We start from the raw sequence: 23722 nt of genomic DNA, 5'->3' as shown, positions 1-23722 counted from the left end.
ATTTGGCTGGAATATTGTGTATTTCGGCCAACCCTTCGGGCAGGAATACTGCCTGTAACCAATTGGCGCCTTGGGCGCCTGTTTTTATGAAGCCCCGAGACATGTCATGTCGATGGGCCAACCAAGACCGGTGATTGACATGAAGATCAAGAATTCGCTCAAGGCGCTCAAGGCCCGTCATCGTGACTGCCAGCTCGTTCGCCGCAAGGGCCGCGTTTACATCATCAATAAGACTGCTCCGCGCTTCAAGGCACGTCAGGGCTAATCTTATTTCTGATTTTGCATTTGACGTTCCGCTGCGTATAATGAAAATTATGCGCATGCGGAACGTTTTTGCTTATCTGAACAATTCTTCGCTTCCGATTACGCTTGGCCTTTCGGCCCTGATCAGTGCGTCTTCGACCTATGCCGAAACCAAGCCTTCCCTGACAGCACCGATTACGCCGGTGCAGGTTGGCACTGACAGCGACCAGAAGCCTGCTCCCAAAGAACAAAATCAAGCCGAACAAACGCCGGAAGAGCGCCTCGACAAGCTATTTGCCGATCTCAAGCGCACCTCTGACGAAACCAAGGCACGTCGGCTCACCGTCCAGATTAATCAGATCTGGTCGCAGTCAGGCAGCGCGACGATTGATCTTCTCATTCAGTGGGCAAGTGCTGCCATGCTGGAAAAGCGTTACACATCGGCGCTCGATTTCCTGAATGAAGCCATTGCGCTCAATCCGGACTATGCAGAAGCATGGAACCGTCGCGCCACCGTCTATTTCCTGCGTAACGACTATGCGCACGCCATGTACGACATCAATCGTACTCTGGAGCTTGAGCCGCGCCACTACGGTGCCCTGACAGGCATGGCGGAGATCCTGCGCGCGCGTGGGCTGAAGGAACAGGCTTTGAAAGCCTATGAGCAGGCGCTGCAGATCAATCCTATGATGCGAGATGCTCAGAAGAGCTTGCTCGATCTCACGGAAGAGCTAAGCGACACCCGCACCTGATTCTCACATGACAGACCAAACAAAAACGCGCCCCGAAAGGAGCGCGTTTTTTCTTTTATATGAAGCCCACACAAAACTGGATGGAATTCGGAATTATGGTGAGCCGAAAATGGTGGGATTTGAGAACCGGCGCGCAGCGTACTTAACGTACGTGAGCACCGGAAGCGAAAAATCACGCCATTTGCAGGCCAATCCAGCATCGACCCAAAAATCGGAAATGATTTTTGGAAAGCACGATGCGTAGTTTCAATAATTTAGAGCGTCCTTTGTGCGTCCAATAGGACGCACGGCGCTCTAAAAACCGAATACCGACAGTTTAGTCAGTGGAAGACTGACCGTCGGCGCCGATATAGGCGATGCGTAGGAGGTTGGTGGCACCTGGCGTTCCGAATGGTACGCCTGCGGTGACGATCAGACGATCACCAGCCTTGCCGAACTCTTCCTTGAAGGCGACCTGACAAGCATGGTCGACCATGTCTTCCAGATCGTGTGCATCTTCAGTCACAACACAATGCAGACCCCAGACAACCGAAAGACGGCGTGCGGTTTCAACAATCGGCGACAGTGCGATGATTGACGTGCGTGGGCGTTCTCGCGCAGCGCGCAGACCCGTTGCACCCGAAGCCGTATAGGTGACGATAGCCGACAGGTTAAGCGTTTCAGCGATCTGACGAGCAGCAAGGGCAATCGCGTCAGAACCGGTTGGTTCTGGGATTGCGCGCTGTGCATCGAGAATGCCCGGATAGGTCGGCTCACGTTCGACCTTTTCCGCGATGCGGTTCATGGTTGCGACAGCTTCAACCGGATACTGACCGGAAGCAGATTCTGCCGAAAGCATGACAGCGTCAGCACCTTCAAACACTGCGGTCGCAACGTCCGATACTTCAGCGCGTGTCGGAACCGGTGCAGTTATCATCGATTCAAGCATCTGCGTGGCAACCACAACTGGCTTACCAGCGCGGCGTGCCTTGCGGATCATCTGCTTCTGAATGCCGGGAACGCTTTCCAGCGGCATTTCAACGCCGAGATCGCCACGCGCAACCATGATCGCGTCAGAGAGCTCAATGATCTCATCAAGACGGGTCACAGCCTGCGGCTTTTCGATCTTCGACATCAGGCCGACCTTGCCGCCCGAAATCTTGCGTGCTTCGATCAGATCTTCAGGGCGCTGAATGAACGACAGGGCAACCCAGTCAATTTCTTCCTGCAAAACAGCATGAAAATCTTTGAAGTCTTTTTCTGTCAGTGCGCCGACACCCAGCGTGGTATCCGGCAGGCTGACGCCCTTACGATCCGAAATGCTGGTGCCTGCAACAACCTTGCAGCGGATCGACTTGCCGTCGCTTGCTTCGGCAATCAGTTCCAGCTTGCCATCGTCGATGAGAAGACGGTGGCCCGGCTCAACAGCTTCCAGAATTTCCGGATGCGGAAGATAGACGCGGGTTTCGTCGCCAAGCTCTTCATTGTTGTCGAGCGTGAAAGTCTGGCCTGCAACGAGTGCGACCTTTGTATTCTTGAACTTGCCAACGCGCAGCTTTGGACCCTGAAGGTCGGCCAGAATACCGATCGGGCGACCCAGTTCCTTTTCCACATTACGGATACGCTTGACGAGCGTGCGCATCAGATCATGATCCGCATGGCTCATATTGATACGGAAGACGTCTGCGCCAGCTTCAAAAAGCTTGCGGATAACGGATTCCTCGCCTGACGCCGGGCCGAGTGTGGCGAGAATCTTGACCTTGCGGTTGCGTTTCATTGGTTATTCGTTCCTGTAACTGTGGAGTTTTCTAACGGCGTTTCATCGGTGAGCTGTACCATCCAGCTCGATTGTTCCCCGGTATCGTATTCCTGGAAGCCATTGCGTTGAAACCCGCGTGCAAAACAGTCCTGAACACCAGTGATGCGGAATTCCTTTTCCGCCACACACATGTTCACTTTGCCTTCCCAGCGACCACCACTCTGAGAATCCTCAGCGTAAAGATAATAATAGCGCGAGGTCAGAGGCCCTTCGATCAGGGTTTTGCAGGTGGAACCATCAATGTGCCACCAGCCCTCCGTCACCCAACCAGCTTTGGCTCTGTAGCCAATGGCAACGCCAACGAGATTCTGGGTTGAGTTGCATACTCGAAAATCGGCCCGCGCTTCCATGGATGTCATCCCCAGAGCACCAATCAGCACACTGGAAAACAAACCCAAAAACATTGGAAGTCGCATTCGCCGAACTCCTTCAGCCCGCAATCGCTTTTGTCTCACGCAAGGAAATCCTCTTTCGGTCGCTCTCTTTTCGGCAGTTTCGCCTTTGATGTCAACGCAATCCCGGAGAGAACAAATCAGTTACAGCATTTCCATTCGAACTGCATAGCGATTTCAGCTCGATTTAAACGATTAGATTCGTTCCTTTGCCGCATTCCGGAAACTCCTTCCTCATTCTTTTGAGAATGATCGTTGCAATCCCGGCTTTCTCATGACAGAGCTGAAACTACTTGTGATTTATGACAGAAATCCTACCTAAGAAGCTGCATCCATGTCATGTGATCCGTCCTTTTCCCCCGTCTATCAGGTCGACGGCAATCTCAGCCTCGGCCTGCTGTTGACCGCCGACCATGCCCGCCGTGATTTGCCGGCTGAATATGGTAGCCTTGGCCTGGCGCAAAGCGAGTTCGAGCGGCATATCGCCTATGATATCGGCGTTGAGGAACTGACACGTCAATTGGCTGCGAAGCTTGATGCACCAGCCGTCATGGGTGGCTTTTCACGCCTGCTGATCGATCCCAATCGCGGCGAAGACGATCCGACGCTTATCATGCAATTGTCTGATGGGGCGGTGATCTCCGGCAATTATCCGATGTCGCCCGAACAGCGTGAAATCCGCCTCGACCGCTTCTATCGCCCCTATCATGATGCTGTTGCATCCATGAGCACGCGGGTTGCAGCCGAAAGCGGGAAAGCCCCATTCATCGTCTCGATCCATTCGTTCACGCCAAACTGGCGCGGCAGGGATCGTCCGTGGCAAATCGGATTGCTTTGGGATTCTGATCCGCGCGCTGTTACACCACTGCTTTCCATGCTACGCGAAGAGCCGGACCTCATTGTCGGTGATAATGAGCCTTATGATGGCGCACTTAAAAACGATGCGATGTATCGTCATGCAACGGCGCGTGGCTATGCGCATGTTCTGATTGAAGTGCGTCAGGATCTGATTGCTGACAAGGCGGGTGCGCGTGAATGGGCCGATCGGCTTGCCCCCATGCTTAATGCCATCAACGCAATGCCGGAAATCCACGAAATCCGCCATTATGGTTCGCGTTCAGGCCCGGTTCCACATCTGACAGACTGACGCTTTGCCCGCTATCCACAGCCCGTCGACGATAAAAAGTGCATTTCCAAGCCCACTGGCTCTTAATTTTGCCTGCGACTCGCAGAAAAACTAAGTCCAACTTTCGGCAACGGTCCTGTTCCTGTAACGGATGACCTTTGACCCGCATTCATAATCGACTTTGAATTGGAGAAACGCGTGAGCGACGACATTACCAGCGAAGCCCAGACCATCGCCGTAGGCCAGTTGCGTGCTTTCATCGAGCGCATCGAGCGTCTTGAAGAAGAAAAAAAGACCATCGGCGACGATATCAAGGAAGTTTACGCGGAATTGAAGGGTTCGGGGTTTGACAGCAAGGTCGTAAGGACCATTATTCGTCTGCGTAAAAAAGAAGACCATGAACGTCAGGAAGAAGAAGCCATGCTCCAGCTTTATATGGATGCACTTGGTATGGGCTGACATTTAGGGCGCGGTGCGTCCGGCCTGTTGCTTCTTCCTGAAATCGAAGCCCTGCGAATTCGCCGGAATTCGTACACACAGGAAGGGGATAGGGTCCATGGAGTTTAGAAAACTCGGACGTACTGAACTCGAGGTTTCGCCGCTTTGTTTTGGCGGCAATGTGTTTGGCTGGACGGTCGATGAAGCAACATCATTTTCGCTTCTCGACCGTTTTGTCGATGCCGGTCTCAATTTCATCGATACTGCGGACGTGTATTCCGCATGGGCACCAGGCAATATCGGCGGTGAATCCGAAACTATTATTGGCAACTGGCTGAAATCCCGCGGCCTGCGCCACAAAGTTGTGATTGCCACCAAGGTCGGTTCTGAAATGGGCCCCGACGAAAAAGGCCTTTCACCAAGCTATATCCGCAAAGCCGTCGATGCCTCCCTCAAACGGCTGCAAACAGACTATATCGATCTTTACCAGTCGCACTGGGATGATCCCGAAACGCCGTTTGAAGATGTTCTTGGCATCTATCAGGAGCTGATCAAGGCCGGTAAAGTCCGCGCAATCGGCGCATCCAATCTGACACCGGAACGTCTGACAGAATCGCTTGATGTTGCGAAGAAGCATGGCCTACCGCGCTATGAAACCTTGCAGCCGCTTTACAATCTCTATGACAGATCGGCTTTTGAGGATGGACTTGAAGCGATCTGCCGCGACAATGAGTTGGGCGTTATCAATTATTATTCGCTGGCTTCCGGCTTCCTGACCGGCAAATACCGCTCAAAAGACGATCTCGGCCAGAGTGCGCGCGGTCAGACGGTAGAGAAATACCTGACGGATCGCGGGTCGCGGATTATTGCGGCACTTGATCAGGTTGCTCGTGCCAATGACGCTAAACCGGCGCAAATCGCAATTGCCTGGCTAATTGCGAGACCATCCATTACGGCACCAATCGCCAGCGCCACGCGCCTCACCCAGCTCAATGAGCTGCTCGATGCCGCACAGATCAAGCTGGATGCTGAAGCGATTGCCCTGCTCGACAAGGCAAGCGCTTAACCAGAAACGAAACGGAAGGGTAAATTACCCTTCCAGTTCTTCGCGCAACATCTCCAGCTCCAGCCATTCTTCTTCCATGGCAGAGTGTTCAGAGCGCTTCTTTTCAAGAAGATCGGCAGTCTTTGCAAAAAGCGTAGGGTCTTTGGCATAAAGTTGCGGGTCGGCAAGCTTACCTTCCAGCACAGTCATTTCCTTTGCCAAAGCATCCATTTTGCCGGGTAAGGTTTCGAGCGCGAATTTCTGCTTATAGGAAAGCTTGCGCTTTTCATCACGTTTGGGCTGCGGTGCATCCCCACCCTTTTCGTCAGTGCGAGCTGTCGTCGTCTTGACGTTGCGTTTTGCCAGCGCCTGCTCTTTACGCTGTGCCATCATATCGGCATAGCCACCGGCATATTCGAGCCAGTTACCATCACCTTCCGGCGCGATTACAGACGTTACCGTGCGATCAAGGAAATCGCGGTCGTGGCTCACAAGAATGACCGTTCCCGGAAAGCCGGAAACCAGTTCCTGCAACAGATCGAGCGTTTCCATGTCGAGATCGTTGGTAGGCTCGTCAAGGATCAGCAGATTGGCAGGCCGTGCCAGAACGCGCGCCAACATCAGACGTGCCCGCTCACCACCGGAAAGTTCGCGGATTGGTGTCCGCGCTTGTTCCGGCTGGAACAGGAAGTCTTTCATGTAGGAAACGACATGGCGCTGCTCGCCATTGACCACGAGGCTTTCGCCACGCCCGTCTGTGAGATAATGCGCGAGCGTGTCATCAAGGTTCAGGCTTTCACGCTTTTGATCGAGCTCGGCCATTTCCAGATTGACGCCAAGACGCAATGTACCGGAATCAGGCTCAAGCTTGCCGGTCAGCATCGACAAAAGCGTCGTCTTGCCTGCGCCGTTTGGGCCAACAAGACCGATACGGTCGCCACGTTGAACACGCGTCGAAAAATCCTGAACGAGAACGCGTTCGCCATAAGCCTTGTTCAGCTTCTTTGCTTCAATCACCAGCTTGCCGGATTCCTTGGAATCACTGGCTGCCAGAACAGCTGTACCCTGTGCCTTGCGGTGATTGCGGAAATCAGCGCGCATGGAATGCAGCTCACCAAGACGGCGCATATTGCGCTTGCGGCGAGCGGTTACGCCATAGCGCAACCAATGTTCCTCGCGCGCAATCTGACGCCCAAGCTTGTGATGGTCGCGTTCTTCTTCTTCGAGAACCTTGTCACGCCATTCCTCGAAATGACCAAAGCCCTGATCGATGCGGCGGGTAAGGCCGCGATCAAGCCAGACTGTCGAACGGCTGACATTCTCCAGAAAGCGGCGGTCGTGCGAGATTAGAACGATGGCTGAACGGATCTGACGCAGCTCACCTTCAAGCCATTCAATCGTTGTCAGATCGAGATGGTTGGTCGGCTCATCGAGCAACAATACATCAGGCTGAGGAGCAATCACGCGGGCAAGTGCTGCACGACGTGCTTCACCGCCTGACAGATGATCGGGCTTTTCCTCACCGGTAAGCCCCAGATGTTCCAGCAGATAGGTCACACGATGCGGATCGTCTGTTGGTCCAAGACCGGCGTCCACATAAGCGCGGACATTGGCAAAGCCATCAAGATCAGGCACCTGCGGCAGATAACGGATAGTGGCACCCGGATGCTTGTAGATTTCGCCAGAGGTCGCTTCGACCATACCGGCGGCAATTTTAAGCAGAGTGGATTTGCCGGAACCATTGCGTCCGACCAGCGCGATGCGGTCGCCCTCGCTAACCGAGAGGGCTGCGTCCTCAAGCAGCGGCGTGCCGCCAAAGGTTAGCTTGATCTGATCGAGGCGAAGAAGCGGAGGTGCCATGGTTCTCTTTGAAAAATGCCGTTGAAATTTCTGCCCTGCTTGTCGAGGACAAAACGCATTCTGTCAAATGGGTATGGCCAAAAAAGAACCAGGCCGGGTTTCCCCGGCCTGTTTGTTGAATTCAAAACCGCTCAGCGGCTTGGGCACATTAGTTACAAGGTGCTTCGTATGTGCGACCGTAATTGTCGCGGTAACGGCAGTACTGAACGCCATTACGGGTCTGTGCTGCACCGAGAAGCGTACCAGCGACGCCACCGATAGCTGCACCAGCCAGAGCACCGCGACCGTTGCCGCCAATTGCACCGCCAGCGAGCGCACCAAGAGCTGCACCACCAACGCCATAGCCGGCAGTACGCTGTTCAGCCGTCGTGCATGCTGCTGTTGAGAACGCAAGCGCGCCGACGATTGCAATCATGGAAAGACGTGATTTCATGAAACAATCTCCTACTTAAAGTTACACCAACACCGACTTTGCGTCCCCAATTTCGGCGTAAAGCAGATCTTACCCGCTTGGGAACAGTTACAATACGTTTCGACCGTCAGCGTCAAGCAGTTTCAATTGGTAAGGTTAGCAGCCATCCTAAAGCGGGGTCTCTTCACCAAAGTTAGCTACGAGTATCGCAAGACCAGAACGCACGGAAACACAAAGAGTTCCACGCACAATGTTGGATACGGTCCAGGAAGAGCCGAAAGGCAGTGTCACATTATCTAACGGCCACTCGGCATTTTTGATCGACAAACCTTCAACTGTGCAGAAGTTTATGACGCTGAACGATGTGCCGTCTGCAAAATCATAGAGATAATCACCCGGCACCAGCGGCCATGCTTCTTCCTCTCCACTTGAGAGAAGAATGTTGCGACCGTCCGCTGCCTGAGCTGTCGCCATGGTGAGGTGCAACAGCGTATGATCGGTGCGGGCGCCGCCAAAAGCACCGCACAAAATGACCTTTTCGGCGCCACGCTCATAGGCTTCCGACAGCGCAAGCTCACCATCGGTCATGTCTTTGGCGCGCGGGAAACTCTTCTGCGGCACATGGGCATACTGCTTTTGCAAAGCATCGGAAGCGGAATCGAAATCCCCCAGCCACAGTTCCGGCTCCACGTCCAGCGCGGCCGCATGACGTATGCCACTGTCTGCCGCAAGAACACGCGCTCCTGCAATCTGGCTTTTCAGGCGATCCGTGACGACGAGATCGCCGCCGAGTAGAATGACAAATGTGCTCATAAACCGCTCATAACATGCAGAAATTATAGCTGAAAGCCCGCATTGCGATCCCTTGCCCTTCGTGATGCAAACATCTATTGTCAGCCCTGCTCTAACGGGGTGCCATTCAATCTCTGAATGGCTGAGAGGCCGCACTCCGGCTAACCCGCTGAACCTGATCCGGTTTGTACCGGCGGAGGGATTAGATGCTGACCGATTTCCCAAGCGGCGCTCAATCTTTTCGAATAAAAGAAAGGAATGCCGTTATGCGGCTTTTATCTCTGCTTACCCTGTCGCTGACCGCAGCTTTTGCCTTTGCGCCTGTTGCACAGGCCAAAGACAAGCTGACCATCTATACCTATGACAGCTTCGTTTCCGAGTGGGGTCCAGGCCCAAAGGTCAAGGAAAACTTCGAGAAAGAATGCGATTGCGAGCTGGAATGGGTTGCATCGGCTGATGGTGTAGCACTGCTCAATCGCCTGAAGCTTGAAGGCGGCAATACCAAAGCAGACATCGTCCTTGGCCTCGACACGAACCTGACCACGGAAGCACGCGCCACGGGCTACTTCGCGCCAAGCGGCATTGATCTTTCCAATGTCAAAGTGCCGGGCGACTTCAAGGACGATATTTTCGTACCTTATGATTACGGCTATTTCGCCATCGTCTATGATTCCGAGAAACTGCCAAATCCGCCCAAAAGCCTGAAAGAGCTGGTCGAAGGCGATCCTTCGCAAAAGATAGTCATTCAGGATCCGCGTACATCGACACCGGGCCTCGGCATTCTGCTCTGGATCAAATCGGTCTATGGCGATCAGGCAGGCGAAACATGGGAAAAGTTGCAGAAGCGCATTCTCACGGTTACTCCGGGCTGGTCGGAAGCCTATGGCCTGTTCACCAAGGGTGAAGCGCCAATGGTGCTGTCCTACACCACCTCCCCTGCCTATCATATGATTGCCGAGAATACGGAACGCTATAAAGCGCTGGCCTATCCTGAAGGCAATTACCTTCAGATCGAGCTTGCCGCCCAGACGACAACGGGTGCCAAGAACCCTCTGGCGCAGAAATTCCTCGCATTCATGACCGGCCCAGGCTTTCAGGATGTAATCCCTGAAACCAACTGGATGTTCCCGGCAGGCAAAACATCTGCACCTCTTGCTGCCGCCTTCGACAAACTGCCGAAGCCGGAAAAGACACTTCTCATCCCGGCAGACGAGGTCGCAAAGAACCGCAAGGCCTGGGTCGATGAATGGCTGGCAGCTTCCAGCAAATGAGTGAAACGCTGACCAGAACCCGGCCAGTCCAGACAACGCCCGCAATCAAATCTCTTGCGGGCGTACTGGCGCTTGGCTTTCTGGCAAGTCTGGTCGGCGGCTCGCTTATCGCCCTGGGGCTTGAGGCCAGCGGCTTTAGCTTCAGAATATTTCTTGATCCCTATCTTCAGCGTATTGCACGTTTCACGATCTGGCAGGCGGTTCTGTCGAGCCTGATTTCAGTGCTGTTTGCCATTCCTGTAGCGCGCGCTCTTTATTCGGAAGCCCGTTTTCCGGGGCGCGGATTGATCCTGCGCCTTTTCGCGCTGCCGCTGGCCCTGCCCGCCCTTGTCACTGTGCTCGGCATTACCAGCATTTACGGGCGCAACGGCTTTGTCGCGCAGCTGTCGCAGACGCTGGGATACCCAGTGCAACCCGATATTTACGGCTTGACCGGCATTCTGATCGCGCATGTATTTTTCAATATGCCCTTGGCGGTGCGGCTCATTCTGGCAGCCTATGAATCGATTCCCGCTGACTACTGGAAACTCGCAGCACAACTCGGCATGAAGGGCACAGCTCGCTTTCGCCTGATTGAATGGCCGACCATAAGGCGCAATCTGCCCGGCATGATCGGCCTTATCTTCATGCTCTGCGTCACGAGCTTCACAACGGTTCTCACACTTGGCGGCGGACCACGCGCCACGACACTGGAAGTTGCAATCTATCAAAGCCTGCATTTCGACTTTGATCCGGCGCGCGCCGTGGCACTCACATTGGCGCAGCTGACACTCACCATATTGATTCTCGCAGCCTTACGCCTCACGGGTCGACCGTCGGAAGAGGGTTTCACTCTCACCACTGCCCCACGCCGTTATGGCAGGCCAGACGGCCTTGAACGCCTCTTCAACATTGTGGCGATAGGCATCGGCTTTCTCTATGTGGCCTTGCCCGTTGCGGGCATTGTGGTGTCAGGTCTTGCTGCTGATCTCATGCGCCTGATGAGCGAAAGAGCCGTATTAAATGCTATTGGCACCAGCATTGTTCTGGGATTTGGCGCAGCGCTTCTTGCCGTCATCCTGTCGCTTTCCCTTGTGATAGCGCGCGAAGCAACCAAAAGCAGACGCTTGGCTAATATCTTCGATACAGGTGCAAGCCTCATCCTTGTGATGCCGCCTATCGTCATTGGTGCTGGCTGGTTTATTTTGCTGCGTCACTTCACCGACCCATTCACGATGGCTCCTTTTATGGTCGTGACAGTCAATGCGGCAATGGCAATGCCTTTTGCCGTGCGCCTGCTGCGTCCGGCATGGGATACATCAGCTGTTCGTCATAATCGGCTTTGCGCGCAGCTCGGCATATCCGGCTTCAACCGGTTGCGGCTTATCGACTGGCCAGCCATTCGCAGGCCTTTCGGTATGGCATTCGCATTTGCGATGGCGCTTTCGCTTGGTGATCTCGGAACCATTGCGCTTTTTGGCAGCGACGCGCTGCAAACCCTACCCTATCTGCTGTTGCAGCGTATGGGCAGCTACCGCACATTCGATGCAGCGGGCCTTGCCCTGATCCTCGGAATCTTATGTCTTTGTCTGATGATGATTGCCGACCGCGCAGCCGCATCCCGAAAGGAAATACCGCTCCCATGAATGCGCTCAGCAAGAGTAGCCTCAGCGAAATCAAGCTACATGATGTGCGTTTCAGCTATGGCGAAACAGTGATGGAATTCAGAGCAACCATTCCGGGCGGTGCAATTGCAGCCATTGTTGGACCAAGCGGCTCTGGCAAATCCACTCTGCTTAACCTGATTGCCGGTTTTGAAACCCCGCAGTCAGGGCAAATCAAAATCGGCAATGAAGATGTAACAAGCCTGCCGCCAGCATCTCGGCCCGTATCGATGGTGTTTCAGGAAAACAATCTGTTTGCTCATCTGAGCGTTGAACAGAATGTCGGGCTTGGCCGCTCTCCGAACCTGAAGCTCAACCAGCAGGACCGCGCCGCTATCGCGACGGCACTGGAGCGTGTGGGGCTGAAAGGCAAAGAAAGCCGCAAACCCGAAGCGCTTTCGGGTGGCGAACGCCAGCGCGTCGCAATTGCACGCGCGCTGGTACGGGCAAGACCCGTCTTATTGCTGGACGAAGCCTTCGCATCGCTTGGCCCTGCCCTACGGCACCAGATGCTTGATCTTGTGCGGGAGCTGCATAAGGAAAACGGCATGACCGTTCTGATGGTCACGCATACGCCGGAAGACGCGCTCTATCTCGACGCACTGTTGCTATTTCTCGACAATGGCCGAATTTCCGCACAAGGCCCTGCCCATGAGTTGCTGTCGCCATCTGGACCGGAAGCTTTGAAACACTATATCGGTGGTGAAACCTCAAAGCTCAAATAGAGTTAACGCTGTGGACATATTTTGTTCGCATTCGCCTTGAAGAACGGCTTTGAGGACTGATCTACTTCTTGTAGGTACTTCAGTCTATGGCTAGATTTGCGCCAATGCTATCGGTGCTGATTCAATTGCGAGGGTAAAATACTGTTCCGTCACACGACCCGTCTCCGGGCCTCCCTGTGTCTCCCCCTTTCTCTGCCAGAACGGGCACAGCGCAATTGGCGGAAACCAGCCATTGGTTTTGGCTTGCTTGCTGTCAGCCTGATTTCAGGCTGTCAGTCGATCAATTCAAGCAAAGATCTTGGGCTGCAGCCTTCCTCAAATCCTGTCACCGTTGAAAACGTCACTCGTAACGACCGGCTGGCACAGATCGGCGCGCAACAGCATCCGCGCATCCTCGCCACCTATGGCGGCGAATATAAAGATCCGAAGCTTGAACGCATGGTCGCCAAGATCGTCGGCAATCTGACAACGGTTTCCGACAAGCCGGATCAAACCTATCGCATCACAATCCTCGACAGCCCCAACATCAATGCCTTCGCTTTGCCGGGCGGCTTTCTTTACGTAACGCGCGGCCTGCTGGCGCTGGCTAACGACTCGTCCGAAGTCGCAGCCGTCATCGCGCATGAAATGGGTCACGTCGTTGCCAATCACGGCATTCTTCGTCAGGAAAAGGAAGCCGAAACGGCTATTGCGGGTCGTGTCGCAACCGAAGTGCTGCATAATGAGAGTGCAAGCCGCGAAGCAACCATCCGCGGCAAGCTTCGCCTTGCACAGTTCTCGCGCAATCAGGAACTGCAGGCCGATGCTATCGGCATCAAGATGATTGGCGAAGCAGGCTACGATCCTTTTGCCTCCGCCCGCTTCCTGCAGTCGATGGAAGCCTATACCGATTTCCGCTCCGTATCGGGTGCAACCGATGCAAGCCTCGACTTCCTTGCAAGCCATCCGGCAACGCCACAGCGCATTCAGCTTGCGCTCGGCCACGCGCGCCGCATCGGTGCGCCGGGTGTCGGCACCACGGATCGCGATTCCTTCCTCAATGGTATCGACGGGCTGCTTTACGGCGACTCGCCAAATGAAGGCTATGTGCGTGAGCAGACCTTCATCCATCCAAAGCTCGGCGTAACCTTTACGGCTCCTGCTGGCTTCACCATCGACAATTCTGCCAATGCCGTTATGGCCAGCGGTCCGGGCGAAGTGGCAATCCGCTTTGACGGCGCATCGCTGCCTTCCGGCTCAAACCTCACCGATTATATCAAGTCGGGCTGGGTGACAGGGCTTGATGAAAGCTCGATCCGTCCGATCACGATCAACGGCATGCCTGCTGCAACTGCGAGCGCAAGCGCTGATCGCTGGCAGTTCGACATTGTGGTGATCGGCACCAACAATAAGGTCTATCGCTTCCTGACGGCTGCACCGAAAGGCAGCACTGCTCTGCAGCCTGCATCGCAAACTGTAACACAGTCCTTCCGTCTGCTGACGCCGACCGAACAGGAAGCGCTCAAGCCATTGCGTATCCGTGTCGTGACAGTGAAACCTGGCGATACAATGGGCAGCCTGCCCGCACGTATGCAGGGCACAACGCGTAAACTTGAACTCTTCCGCCTGCTCAATGCCATGTCGGCGGGCGCGACAGTTTCCGTAGGTGATCGCGTCAAGATCATCAGTGAATAAAGCATGTCGCATGAATAGTTTAAATCACGAGACGTTTTAAGCCCATGGAAGTTATCGTCGAGTCATTGCTTGCAGGCCAGATCGCTCCACTGGGACCGCGTGGCGCACCGAGCGGCATCGATAAGAAGCCGGTATCTGGCCCCGTTCGTTTGCTGCGTGAGGGGCTCGAATGCGACGCACAGGGCGACAGGAAAGTGCATGGCGGCCCCGAAAAGGCCGTCCATCATTACCCGCACGATCATTATGCAACCTGGGTTGACGATGTTGGTGAAAATCCGCGTCTCGAAATGCCCGGTGCCTTTGGCGAAAACATTTCCACCACCGGACTGACCGAGCATAATGTGGCGGTTGGCGATCGTTTCCGCCTTGGCAGTGCGCTCGTTGAAGTCTCGCAGGGCCGCCAGCCTTGCTGGAAGCTCAATGCCCGCTTCGACATTACAGATATGGCAATCCGCGTACAGAAGAGCGGCCGCAGTGGCTGGTATTACCGGGTTCTTGAAGAGGGTATAGTCAGCGAAGGCGACACGATGCGCCTCGTCGAGCGCCTGTCACCGGAATGGACGCTGCATCGCGTGTGGCATCTGCTCTATGTGGATATGCTCAATTATGAGGAGCTGGCGCTGATGGCGCAGATTCCACACCTTGCGGACGGCTGGAAGCGCTATGCTGTCCGCCGTCTTGAAAATCGCAAGGTCGAAGATTGGTCGGCCCGACTTCAGGGAAATCAGGCCTGATAAGCCGCCATCTCATGCTGGTCGAGCAGGGCCAGTTTAAGCTTTTCCATTGCCCGGCTTTCAATCTGGCGAACGCGTTCCTTGGAAATACCGAGCTTTTCGCCCAGCGCTTCTAGCGTCACGCCATCATCGTCCAGACGACGCTCGCGAATGATGTGCAGCTCACGTTCGTTCAGCGCATGAAGCGCCGTATGAAGCCAGCTGACGCGACGCTCCATATCGATCGTGCTTTCCACGACTTCGTCCTGCAAAGGATGATCATCGACGAGAAAATCCATCCGTGTGGAAGTGCCTGATTCATCATTATTCATTGATGCTGACAATGAACTATCTGAACCAGACAGCCTGCTATCCATGAACTCGACATCTGTTGCCGAAACCCCGAGCTGGGTCGAAATTTCGCGATAGATATCGGCTTTGCTCATCGTCTCGTCTTCCTGCGCAAGCTTGGAGCGCAGACGACGAAGATTGAAGAAAAGAGACTTTTGCGCCGAGCTGGTACCACCGCGCACAATCGACCAGTTGCGCAGGATATAGTCCTGCATCGATGCGCGGATCCACCAGGATGCATAGGTGGAAAACCGCACTTCGCGATCAGGATCGAAACGGGCAGCTGCTTCCAGAAGACCAACATAGCCTTCCTGAACGAGATCGCTCATCGGAAGCTTGAATTTTCTGAAACGACCGGCCATCGAAATTACCAGTCGCATATGCGAGGCGGTAATCCGATGCAACGCATCCTGATCCTTGTTTTCTTTCCAGCGAATGGCGAGGTCGCGTTCTTCTTCGCGTTCAAGGTAGGGCGCAGACATCGCATTGCGGATCATCGATTGGGAGGATGCAGCTGGCGCTTGAATGCTGCGCGCAGATATCGGCAAGCGTGTCGGCGGAACGGTGGAGGAACTGCTCATTGATGACTGCTTCATCTGGCTCTCCTGTTCTGGCTGCGGTGCTCTCAGGGAAATCTGAGGCCCGAAACTGAAACTATTCCAGCTCTGCAAAGAACAATTGAATGAACACCTTGTATTCGTTCAAATTGCCTTTCACAGACCTGTCCTGAGGCCAGACTGGTACGCCGCAAAACAAACCCGCTACGAACTGGTTTGAGAAGAACGCAGAAAGTACCCTCCGGTTCCATCCGGAGTGCGATAAATCTTTGAGATACCAAGAAAATAGGACACATAGCCCGTTGGGCAAGAGCAGCTACTCTTCGCCCCATAAATAAAAAGCCCGCCAATGGCGGGCTTTTTTATAGCATTTCCAGCAAAAGTGCGAAGCGGTTTTGCGTCGGACAATGCATAAAACAAACAGTTACAGCGGTTCTAACGATTCATTCTTAACTGGAACCGCTGTAAAGAAATGCGGGCGTAATTGATTACGCTGCTTCGACTTCATCACCGTCGACATCGCCTTCAGCGTCGGCATCAGCCTTGGTACGCTTAGGGCTCTTGGCGAGATTGGTCTCGATAAGACGGACAGCTTCTGTATCTGAAAGCTTGTTCACAGCTGCGATTTCGCGCGCCATGCGATCAAGCGCTGCTTCATACAGCTGGCGTTCCGAGTAGGACTGCTCTGGCTGATTTTCAGCACGATGCAGATCACGGACAACTTCAGAAATCATAATCAGATCGCCGGAATTGATCTTTGCATCATATTCCTGAGCGCGGCGCGACCACATGGTGCGCTTCACGCGTGCACGGCCCTGAACGACCTTGAGAGCACGCTCAACATAGTCGGTTTCCGACAGCTTGCGCATACCGATGCTGACAGCCTTGGCGACTGGCACCTTGAGGCGCATCTTGTCTTTTTCAAAGTCGATAACAAAAAGCTCAAGCTTATGGCCGGCTACTTCCTGCTCTTCGATGGCTACGATCTGGCCAACGCCGTGAGCTGGATACACAATGGACTCACCGGTCTTGAAACCCTGACGAGCCGGTGTCTTCTTCTGCTGGGATGTCATACGCTCTAATACTCCCTGTTGTGCCCGGCGCAACTCGCCGGTTTACACATGATATCGACCGCGCCACTTGGGAGAGGCACGGAAGTCGTTGCGGTTTGAACTGGAAGCGCGTCTCGGACACAGATTTATCTACCGGGAAGGTTGGTTAGGGACGGACGCGAAATCGCAAAAATCCGTTCCGGTGCCATACAGCCCAGTAAAAAAAGCTAGCCCTTTCAGAGATTAATGCGTTTGCGCCACGAGTTGACGTCCAGTCACCGAAATTATCTGTGCAACTTAACACAATTTTGCGCAAGAATCAACAAATTGCCAAATATCTTACTTTCGGCAACTTTAGACGCCCTTAAAATAGGCTGTATTCGCGCATTCGTGCAGACAAAACGCGCCCGCAATGCGATTTTTAGTCGCCCGAACCCGGTTCTGCCGAGAAGAACTGCTCAAGCTTGCCAGTTACGCCGTCCATTTCCTTGGCTTCAGGAAGTTCATCCTTCTTAGCCGTCAGATTAGGCCACTTGGCAGCATATTCAGCATTCAGCTCAAGCCACTTGTCGAGACCCGGCTCGGTATCCGGGCTGATGGCTTCCGCTGGGCATTCCGGTTCACAAACGCCGCAGTCGATGCATTCATCGGGATTGATGACGAGCATGTTCTCGCCTTCATAGAAACAGTCGACAGGACAAACCTCGACGCAGTCCGTATATTTGCAACGAATGCAATTATCGGTCACGACATAAGTCATTGTCCAACTCCTGTTGCCAACCTTCTATTTGAAGGAACGGCTTATCTATCCTGAACTGGCTGTTTGAACACTCAGATCGGACATCTGAATGATTTCGCTCCGGTCACGACATATGTGTCACGCATATGGTGGCTACGGCGTGTGGCTTGCTTGCCAGCTCATGCCCTTGCAATCGCCAACGGTGAGGTAACGACTTTATCTGCCCATGACAAGAGCCCAATCGCCGCAATATCACTATGTCACGAACATCTGAAACGACATTTCGTTTATGAACCTAAACGCGGAAAAGACTTTTATTTTAAGGCTTTGATACGCAATTTCTATCGCACAGAGGCGCTATCCTGCGTCATCGCGTCCGCTATAGAGCGTTTCCTGCTTCAATTGAAATGCTCTATCCGGCCAATTTTACGCGCATCTACGCCCGAAAACCGATGCCCACTTATTGGGATTCACTCTAATTGCCGCGCAAACGATCAGTTTCGCGACGTTCTTTCTTGGTTGGACGGCCTGCACCGCTTTCGCGTCGTGGCTGTATTGGCTCAGCGACCTGATCTCCCGGTACAGGTTTGGGCGTCATATCTTCATAAAGAAGCTGCGCTTCGGGCGCTGGACCGCGTCGCTCGCCAGGGGCAAGTATCTTGTAAACCAGAATGCGCCGATCAAGCGTGATCGTCAGAACATCGCCGACTTTAACCTGATAGGCTGCCTGCTCAATCTTATCGCGATTGACGCGGACTTTGCCGCCGACGGCGAGTTTCGCCGCCAGCGATCTTGATTTGACCACGCGCGCAAAGAACAGCCACTTGTCGATCCGCTGTCTTGCGCCGTGTTCGCCGGTCATCTTACTTCTTCAACTGCTCCTTGAGCGCCAGAAGCTTGGCAAAAGGCGAATCGGGATCAATCCGTACCGGACGTTCCTGCTCGACGCGCTTGTTGCCCTGATGATTATTGCCATGGTCACGCTTAGGCTGACGATCGCGATTACCATCGCGTGGCTTGCCTTTGAAGCCTTCGCGCTTGTTCTGGCCTTCGCCATCATGGTTGCGGCGATTCTTGTCGAAACGCTTGCCACCACGATTGTCACGCGCGTTCTGGCCTTCGCCGCCTTCCGAACCGCCTTCAGACTTGCGAGCCTCATTGCCCTGGCCACCCTGTGGGCGGTTATGGCGCTGACGGTTCTGGTCCTGATTACGGTTATTACGGCCTTCAAAACGGCCCTGACGCCACAGAAGAACAGGCTTTGGTTCTTCAACAGGCGCTTCAGTAAGCTGAACGGCAGGCTTTTCTTCACCCGAGACTTCCGCTGCAGCAGCAGCTTCAACCGGTGCAGGTACAGGTTCAGCCGCAGGAACAGCAGGCTTTGCTTCGCTCGCAGGTGCGGCAGCAGGAACAGCTGGTTTGAAGACGGTATCTTCAACAACAGCCTCAGCTTGCGCGGCGGCAGCCGCAAATGCATCGAGTTCAGCGAGCTTTGCTGTGACAGCGGCGGCTTCTGCAGCTTCATGGCGATAGCCAAGGCTCTTCAGGATTTCTTCCATATCTTCGGTGGTTGCACCGAGAATGGACATCATCGCCGGCGTGACGATGAAGCGTCCACCATCATAAGCGCCTTCCGGACGGGTACCCGAACCCGGACGCCAGGCAAGAGCCGGACGGATCAGGTCAGCAAGACGTTCCAGAATATCGATACGAACAGCACGACGACCCAGCACGCGATAGCCTGCAAGGCGGTAGAACTGATGATCGAAAGCCGGATCGACGACAACCGATGTACGGCCTGCGGCCAGAACATTGACCACGTCACCATAACCGGCACGTTCGCGACCATCGTTTTTCAATGCCCAGAGCAGCGTGATGAGGCCAGCAGGTGCAGGCTTCAGCAGCATTGGCATGAAAACATGATAGGCACCGAAGCGCACGCCAAGACGGCGAAGAGCGGCACGGGAATCCTGATCAAGACCACGGACTTCTTCGGTCACATCGCGACGCTGAAGAATGCCAAGGCTCTCGACGATCTGGAAAGCCAGACCGCGCGTCATGCCGGTCAGCGCATCGGCGGCGCTGAGATCGGTCAGAGGCTTCAAAATGGTTTCGATATGATGCGCCACAAAACGTTCGATGCGGGCTGCAACCTTGTCGCGTGCCGGACCAGTCAGCTGCTCATCAGCTAAAATGACCGCGCGTGGCTTCAGAACATCGTCGCCTGCAACCAGTGTTGCGACAGTTGCCCCAACCCAGCGCAGAACGCCATCCGAACCGAGTGCGAAGTCGCCGTTGGGAGCAGCAGCGAAACGCTCCGCACGACGATCAAACTCGGCGGCCAGCGCCTTTTGTGCAGCCGTCTTTACTGCCTTCGCATCCGGTCCATCGGACTGAACGTCGGCTGTAAAACGGAATCCTTCCAGTTGCCCGACATTATGGCCTTCGACAATTACGTCTCCGGTCGAGCTGATATCTGCTTCTAGCATGGCATTCTCTCTCAGGCGCCTCATAAGCACGCTTGTCCTGCGGTCTACAAAGCGTTTCGTCAACCTTTCATGCAGCGCATCGGACAATCTGTCCTCAATTTCGCGCGTCTTTTCCTGCCAGTGTGTCGGATCGGCAAGCCATCCCGGCCTGTGCGACACAAAAGTCCAGGTACGGATTTGCGCCACGCGGTGAGACAGAGTGTCGATTTCCCCCTCTGTACTGTCGGCGCGGCGCACCTGTTCGCTCATATAATCTTCATCAACGCTCCCTCGGCGGACCAGATCCTGATAGATGGTTGCTATGATATCGGCATGTTGTGCCGGCGCAATCTTACGATAGTCGGGGAGCGCACAGGTATCCCACAAAAGTTCGATCCGCGCAGGCGAATTTGCAAGCCGCACAATGTCTTCGTCTTTTGACAAATTTTCAAGCGCCTGTTGATCAACAGCAGGCAGCGCCTTGGTCAGTCCTTCAATCGGCGTCGGCGTTTCAAGAGAATAGCGCAACGCACTCAACGATGAAAAATCGAAACGCCCTGTACGCCATTGCATAACTTTCACAGGGTCAAAGTCATGGGCTTCAACTCGCTCGACCATTTCATCGTCCAGCGGACGCACCTGTCCAGTCACACCAAATGTACCATCGCGCAGATGACGCCCGGCGCGGCCCGCAATCTGCCCAAGCTCAGCCGGCGTCAGGTCACGATACTGATAGCCATCGAATTTGCGATTCTGTGCAAAGGCGACATGATCAACATCGAGATTGAGCCCCATGCCAATCGCGTCGGTCGCAACCAGAAAATCGACATCGCCAGACTGGTAAAGCTCAACCTGTGCATTGCGCGTGCGTGGGCTAAGAGCACCCATAACCACCGCTGCACCGCCGCGTTGACGACGGATCAGCTCGGCAATGGCGTAAACTTCTTCCGCAGAGAAGGCCACAATCGCCGAGCGATTTGGCAGGCGGATGATCTTCTTTGAACCCGCATAAGTGAGATGCGACAGGCGCGGACGCGTCACCACCGTAATCCCGCGCAACAGCTTTTCAAGAATGCCGCGCATGGTGCCTGCACCCAAAAGCAGCGTTTCCTGACGGCCGCGCAGATGCAGAATGCGATCGGTGAAAATATGGCCGCGTTCAAGATCGCCTGCCAGCTGCACTTCGTCGATAGCCACGAAAGGCATATCCGTGCGGCGTGGCATGGCCTCGACTGTGCAGACGGAATAACGCGAAGTCGGTGGCGTGATCTTTTCTTCGCCGGTAATCAGCGAAACATTGGCAGCCCCTACCCGCTCAACCACACGATTATAGACCTCGCGCGCCAAAAGGCGCAGCGGAAGACCTATCATGCCACTGCCGTGCGACAGCATCCGCTCGATAGCGAGATGCGTCTTGCCGGTATTGGTTGGCCCCAGAACCGCAGTAACACCGCGGCCGCTCAAGGTCAGCGGCAGATCATGGGCAGGGAGTTGGTTCATGCCAATAATAGAATTCCCGGAACAAATGCCATACGTAAAGCCATGCGTTAGCACTATATGACTTGAGCCGAAAGCGCTCCTGTTAAGTTTCAATCCATGTTTCGGGACGTTTCCGGCACGATCCAGTCTTTACTGTTCTATCCGGAACTTATCTCGCGTGCACCCTGAAAAGAACAAAACGGCTTTCAAATGACCATCCGTTTTAAAACACAGGATTGAAGGTTGGTCTTCCATCAGCCCGCATCTTAACAAACGTGCCTTTTAATAAATAGAACGACTCTGGAACGAATCGGCGACGAATCGCTCACAGAACTTCCTTCGCCTTTTGTTCACGGCAACATATAGTGGCTGAATGCCCAATTCCCACCATATAATGAATCACCTCAGTTAATATTCAGCCCGAAACCAGAACAAACCTGTGGCCGCGTTAACTTTTATCTCGGAAGCCATTCTGCGAGCTGAGGCAACAGATGGTCTATTTATAAAATATCAATATTTCCTGACAGTTAGTTAAAGCTTTCATCACATGAGAACCGATTTTTATTAACCTTCAGGCCAAAGCCGGAACGAATCGGCGACGAATCGCTGATCCGCATATTTTCCGGCTTTGTTCTCACCAGATATAGTGGCTGATCCTATCCAAATACCCTAGAGCGGCAAGAATTCGCCGCTCCGTGACAGTGATGCTGACGCTCGCTGTTAACTTTTAAACCTCTTATACCAAGGCAGCTCAAGATGCTGACGCGTCACGCCTTGAAAAAGTTCAATCGTCACGTGGGCTTAACCAGAACGCCATGAGCCATACCCATGGCGTTCTGGTCTCATGGCGTTTTGGTATTACGACCGCTCAACGCACATAGCGACACCCATGCCGCCACCGATGCAAAGCGTTGCAAGTCCGCGTTTTGCGCCACGACGCTTCATTTCGTATAGCAGGGTGGTCAGCACACGCGCACCGGACGCACCGATCGGATGGCCAATCGCAATTGCACCACCATTGACGTTCACGATCTCTGGATTAATACCAAGATCGCGAACGACAGCACAGGATTGAGCTGCAAAGGCTTCATTCGCTTCAACCAGTTCCAGATCAGCAACCGTCCACCCAGCTTTTTCAAGCGCTTTGCGGGTAGCAGGAATTGGTCCAGTCCCCATGATCGATGGATCGACACCCGCCGTTGCCCACGAAACAATGCGCGCGAGCGGCTCGACACCGCGTTTTGCGGCTTCATCCGCATCCATCAGGACAACAGCCGCCGCACCGTCATTAATGCCGGATGCATTGCCAGCCGTAACCGTGCCTTCCTTGTCAAAGGCAGGTTTGAGCTTTGTCAGCGCCTCGATTGTTGCACCAACGCGGATATATTCATCAGCAGATACAATCGTCTCGCCTTTGCGGCTCTTTACGGCAAACGGAACAATCTCATCCTCGAAACGACCTGCGGTCTGTGCAGCTTCGGCCTTGTTTTGCGATGCCAATGCGAATTGATCCTGATCATCGCGGCTGAGCTGCCACTGCTTGGCGATGTTTTCTGCGGTGATCCCCATATGGTAGCCATTGAAGGCATCCGTCAGGCCATCCTTGATCATCGTATCGATCATCTTGAAGTCGCCCATCTTCACGCCGGAACGCAAATGCGCGCAATGGGGTGCCATGGACATCGATTCCTGACCACCTGCCACAATGATCTTCGCATCGCCCGACAGAATCTGCTGCATACCGAGTGCGACGGCACGCAGGCCTGACCCACAAAGCTGGTTGATCGAGAATGCAGTCGTTTCCTTGGGGCATCCTGCGGCCATCGCAGCCTGTCGTGCCGGGTTCTGCCCCTCGCCTGCCGTCAGCACCTGACCGAGAATGACTTCATCCACATCAGCAGCATCCACGCCTGCGCGCTCAAGAGCTGCCTTGATTGCAGTAGCGCCCAGTTCATGCGCAGCCACATTTGCGAAAGCGCCATTAAACGCGCCCACCGCTGTTCGGGCTGCGCTGGCAATAATTATGGCTTTCTGGCTTTGCGATGCAGTCATTCTTTCCTCCTTGAAAAATCACCGACAGAGAAAGACCAAAACAGACACCTTGGCAAGCTCTGGCGTGTCCGCGGGTTTGGCACCTTCGCTCAAAACGATAATCAGTTTCTTCTCCACACATATAGTTTTCACCATACGTG

Annotated in this window: 22 protein-coding genes and 1 riboswitch; of the genes, 11 read left to right on the top strand and 11 right to left on the bottom strand. The window is 54.2% G+C overall.

The window, feature by feature from the left end:
• Positions 1–139 precede the first annotated feature (139 nt).
• Genes ykgO through QSJ70_RS19570 form a run of 3 tightly spaced genes read left to right on the top strand, consistent with a single transcriptional unit; the run spans position 140 to position 1239 of the window.
• Entirely contained in the window at positions 140–265 is a 126-nt protein-coding gene (ykgO, locus tag QSJ70_RS19580) for a type B 50S ribosomal protein L36 (RefSeq protein ID WP_002967908.1), read from the top strand.
• Positions 266–314: 49 nt separating this feature from the next.
• Entirely contained in the window at positions 315–995 is a 681-nt protein-coding gene (locus QSJ70_RS19575) for a tetratricopeptide repeat protein (protein ID WP_502871700.1), read from the top strand.
• 7 nt (positions 996–1002) lie between these two features.
• Positions 1003–1239: a hypothetical protein gene (locus QSJ70_RS19570; RefSeq protein WP_285538902.1), complete on the top strand. Its 237-nt coding sequence runs from the start codon at positions 1003–1005 to the stop codon at positions 1237–1239.
• 72 nt (positions 1240–1311) lie between these two features.
• Here the strand turns inward: QSJ70_RS19570 and pyk are convergent, their stop codons facing one another.
• Positions 1312–2751 carry a pyruvate kinase gene (gene pyk / locus QSJ70_RS19565; RefSeq protein ID WP_064321066.1) on the bottom strand — a complete coding sequence of 480 codons (1440 nt, stop codon included), beginning with the start codon at positions 2749–2751 and terminating at the stop codon, positions 1312–1314.
• Positions 2748–3209, bottom strand: a complete 462-nt coding sequence (locus tag QSJ70_RS19560) for a DUF1036 domain-containing protein (RefSeq protein ID WP_079212284.1) — start codon at positions 3207–3209, stop codon at positions 2748–2750. The genes pyk and QSJ70_RS19560 overlap by 4 nt, the downstream gene beginning before the upstream one ends.
• 310 nt (positions 3210–3519) lie before the next feature.
• Here QSJ70_RS19560 and QSJ70_RS19555 point away from each other — a divergent pair, with 310 nt between their 5' ends.
• From QSJ70_RS19555 to QSJ70_RS19545, 3 genes are all read left to right on the top strand, one after another.
• Positions 3520–4332: an N-formylglutamate amidohydrolase gene (locus QSJ70_RS19555; protein WP_231195309.1), complete on the top strand. Its 813-nt coding sequence runs from the start codon at positions 3520–3522 to the stop codon at positions 4330–4332.
• Positions 4333–4509: 177 nt separating this feature from the next.
• Positions 4510–4770 carry a DUF2312 domain-containing protein gene (locus tag QSJ70_RS19550; protein WP_007876730.1) on the top strand — a complete coding sequence of 87 codons (261 nt, stop codon included), beginning with the start codon at positions 4510–4512 and terminating at the stop codon, positions 4768–4770.
• A gap of 97 nt (positions 4771–4867) precedes the next feature.
• Entirely contained in the window at positions 4868–5815 is a 948-nt protein-coding gene (locus QSJ70_RS19545; RefSeq protein WP_064321069.1) for an aldo/keto reductase, read from the top strand.
• A 24-nt stretch (positions 5816–5839) separates the two neighbouring features.
• Here the strand turns inward: QSJ70_RS19545 and QSJ70_RS19540 are convergent, their stop codons facing one another.
• From QSJ70_RS19540 to QSJ70_RS19530, 3 genes are all read right to left on the bottom strand, one after another.
• On the bottom strand, positions 5840–7654 hold the full coding sequence (locus tag QSJ70_RS19540) for an ABC-F family ATP-binding cassette domain-containing protein (RefSeq protein WP_285538896.1): 1815 nt from the start codon (positions 7652–7654) through the stop codon (positions 5840–5842).
• 148 nt (positions 7655–7802) lie between these two features.
• Complete coding sequence (locus QSJ70_RS19535) at positions 7803–8087, bottom strand: YMGG-like glycine zipper-containing protein (RefSeq protein ID WP_200637373.1); 285 nt, start codon at positions 8085–8087, stop codon at positions 7803–7805.
• Between the two features lie 147 nt (positions 8088–8234).
• Positions 8235–8879 carry a thiamine diphosphokinase gene (locus QSJ70_RS19530; protein ID WP_007876738.1) on the bottom strand — a complete coding sequence of 215 codons (645 nt, stop codon included), beginning with the start codon at positions 8877–8879 and terminating at the stop codon, positions 8235–8237.
• Between the two features lie 85 nt (positions 8880–8964).
• Positions 8965–9077: riboswitch (TPP riboswitch) on the top strand.
• 47 nt (positions 9078–9124) lie between these two features.
• Between QSJ70_RS19530 and thiB the strand changes: the two genes are divergently transcribed.
• The 5 genes from thiB to QSJ70_RS19505 all read left to right on the top strand — a co-directional run bounded on the left by thiB (position 9125) and on the right by QSJ70_RS19505 (position 14905).
• Positions 9125–10129: a thiamine ABC transporter substrate binding subunit gene (gene thiB / locus QSJ70_RS19525; protein ID WP_285538889.1), complete on the top strand. Its 1005-nt coding sequence runs from the start codon at positions 9125–9127 to the stop codon at positions 10127–10129.
• Positions 10105–11754, top strand: a complete 1650-nt coding sequence (thiP, locus tag QSJ70_RS19520; RefSeq protein ID WP_285538887.1) for a thiamine/thiamine pyrophosphate ABC transporter permease ThiP — start codon at positions 10105–10107, stop codon at positions 11752–11754. The genes thiB and thiP overlap by 25 nt, the downstream gene beginning before the upstream one ends.
• Positions 11751–12497, top strand: a complete 747-nt coding sequence (thiQ, locus tag QSJ70_RS19515) for a thiamine ABC transporter ATP-binding protein (RefSeq protein WP_285538885.1) — start codon at positions 11751–11753, stop codon at positions 12495–12497. The genes thiP and thiQ overlap by 4 nt, the downstream gene beginning before the upstream one ends.
• 192 nt (positions 12498–12689) lie before the next feature.
• On the top strand, positions 12690–14171 hold the full coding sequence (gene cdlP / locus QSJ70_RS19510; protein WP_285539017.1) for a cell division protease CdlP: 1482 nt from the start codon (positions 12690–12692) through the stop codon (positions 14169–14171).
• Positions 14172–14215: 44 nt separating this feature from the next.
• Complete coding sequence (locus QSJ70_RS19505) at positions 14216–14905, top strand: MOSC domain-containing protein (protein WP_113158634.1); 690 nt, start codon at positions 14216–14218, stop codon at positions 14903–14905.
• Here the strand turns inward: QSJ70_RS19505 and QSJ70_RS19500 are convergent.
• The 6 genes from QSJ70_RS19500 to QSJ70_RS19475 form a co-directional block, all read right to left on the bottom strand.
• Positions 14896–15831, bottom strand: a complete 936-nt coding sequence (locus QSJ70_RS19500) for an RNA polymerase factor sigma-32 (RefSeq protein ID WP_007876745.1) — start codon at positions 15829–15831, stop codon at positions 14896–14898. The two genes, QSJ70_RS19505 and QSJ70_RS19500, sit on opposite strands and share 10 nt — an antisense overlap.
• Before the next feature lie 449 nt (positions 15832–16280).
• The gene (locus tag QSJ70_RS19495) at positions 16281–16865 is read right to left on the bottom strand and encodes a CarD family transcriptional regulator (protein ID WP_007876746.1); all 585 of its coding nucleotides are present in this window, start codon (positions 16863–16865) and stop codon (positions 16281–16283) included.
• A 400-nt stretch (positions 16866–17265) separates the two neighbouring features.
• Positions 17266–17604 (bottom strand): ferredoxin FdxA, encoded by a 339-nt coding sequence (fdxA, locus tag QSJ70_RS19490; RefSeq protein ID WP_007876747.1) that lies wholly within the window; start codon positions 17602–17604, stop codon positions 17266–17268.
• A 454-nt stretch (positions 17605–18058) separates the two neighbouring features.
• Complete coding sequence (locus QSJ70_RS19485) at positions 18059–18445, bottom strand: RNA-binding S4 domain-containing protein (protein WP_007876749.1); 387 nt, start codon at positions 18443–18445, stop codon at positions 18059–18061.
• A gap of 1 nt (position 18446) precedes the next feature.
• Positions 18447–21551, bottom strand: coding sequence for a helicase-related protein (locus tag QSJ70_RS19480; protein WP_007876751.1), 3105 nt, complete (start codon positions 21549–21551; stop codon positions 18447–18449).
• Positions 21552–22388: 837 nt separating this feature from the next.
• Complete coding sequence (locus QSJ70_RS19475) at positions 22389–23582, bottom strand: acetyl-CoA C-acetyltransferase (protein ID WP_064321076.1); 1194 nt, start codon at positions 23580–23582, stop codon at positions 22389–22391.
• Between the last annotated feature and the right edge of the window lie 140 nt (positions 23583–23722).

This window comes from Brucella sp. NBRC 12950 (genome assembly GCF_030268145.1).
GTDB lineage: Bacteria > Pseudomonadota > Alphaproteobacteria > Rhizobiales > Rhizobiaceae > Brucella.
This window is presented reverse-complemented; position numbering and strand designations above follow the sequence as displayed.

Excerpts from the sequence above, each read along its gene's own strand:
- ykgO (WP_002967908.1), top strand. The coding sequence starts at position 140 with ATGAAGATCAAGAATTCGCTCAAGGCGCTCAAGGCCCGTCATCGTGAC.
- QSJ70_RS19575 (WP_502871700.1), top strand. The coding sequence starts at position 315 with ATGCGCATGCGGAACGTTTTTGCTTATCTGAACAATTCTTCGCTTCCG.
- QSJ70_RS19570 (WP_285538902.1), top strand. The coding sequence starts at position 1,003 with ATGACAGACCAAACAAAAACGCGCCCCGAAAGGAGCGCGTTTTTTCTT.
- pyk (WP_064321066.1), bottom strand. The coding sequence starts at position 2,751 with ATGAAACGCAACCGCAAGGTCAAGATTCTCGCCACACTCGGCCCGGCG.
- QSJ70_RS19560 (WP_079212284.1), bottom strand. The coding sequence starts at position 3,209 with ATGCGACTTCCAATGTTTTTGGGTTTGTTTTCCAGTGTGCTGATTGGT.
- QSJ70_RS19555 (WP_231195309.1), top strand. The coding sequence starts at position 3,520 with ATGTCATGTGATCCGTCCTTTTCCCCCGTCTATCAGGTCGACGGCAAT.
- QSJ70_RS19545 (WP_064321069.1), top strand. The coding sequence starts at position 4,868 with ATGGAGTTTAGAAAACTCGGACGTACTGAACTCGAGGTTTCGCCGCTT.
- QSJ70_RS19540 (WP_285538896.1), bottom strand. The coding sequence starts at position 7,654 with ATGGCACCTCCGCTTCTTCGCCTCGATCAGATCAAGCTAACCTTTGGC.
- QSJ70_RS19535 (WP_200637373.1), bottom strand. The coding sequence starts at position 8,087 with ATGAAATCACGTCTTTCCATGATTGCAATCGTCGGCGCGCTTGCGTTC.
- QSJ70_RS19530 (WP_007876738.1), bottom strand. The coding sequence starts at position 8,879 with ATGAGCACATTTGTCATTCTACTCGGCGGCGATCTCGTCGTCACGGAT.
- thiB (WP_285538889.1), top strand. The coding sequence starts at position 9,125 with ATGCGGCTTTTATCTCTGCTTACCCTGTCGCTGACCGCAGCTTTTGCC.
- thiP (WP_285538887.1), top strand. The coding sequence starts at position 10,105 with ATGGCTGGCAGCTTCCAGCAAATGAGTGAAACGCTGACCAGAACCCGG.
- thiQ (WP_285538885.1), top strand. The coding sequence starts at position 11,751 with ATGAATGCGCTCAGCAAGAGTAGCCTCAGCGAAATCAAGCTACATGAT.
- QSJ70_RS19505 (WP_113158634.1), top strand. The coding sequence starts at position 14,216 with ATGGAAGTTATCGTCGAGTCATTGCTTGCAGGCCAGATCGCTCCACTG.
- QSJ70_RS19500 (WP_007876745.1), bottom strand. The coding sequence starts at position 15,831 with ATGAAGCAGTCATCAATGAGCAGTTCCTCCACCGTTCCGCCGACACGC.
- QSJ70_RS19495 (WP_007876746.1), bottom strand. The coding sequence starts at position 16,865 with ATGACATCCCAGCAGAAGAAGACACCGGCTCGTCAGGGTTTCAAGACC.
- fdxA (WP_007876747.1), bottom strand. The coding sequence starts at position 17,604 with ATGACTTATGTCGTGACCGATAATTGCATTCGTTGCAAATATACGGAC.
- QSJ70_RS19485 (WP_007876749.1), bottom strand. The coding sequence starts at position 18,445 with ATGACCGGCGAACACGGCGCAAGACAGCGGATCGACAAGTGGCTGTTC.
- QSJ70_RS19480 (WP_007876751.1), bottom strand. The coding sequence starts at position 21,551 with ATGAACCAACTCCCTGCCCATGATCTGCCGCTGACCTTGAGCGGCCGC.
- QSJ70_RS19475 (WP_064321076.1), bottom strand. The coding sequence starts at position 23,582 with ATGACTGCATCGCAAAGCCAGAAAGCCATAATTATTGCCAGCGCAGCC.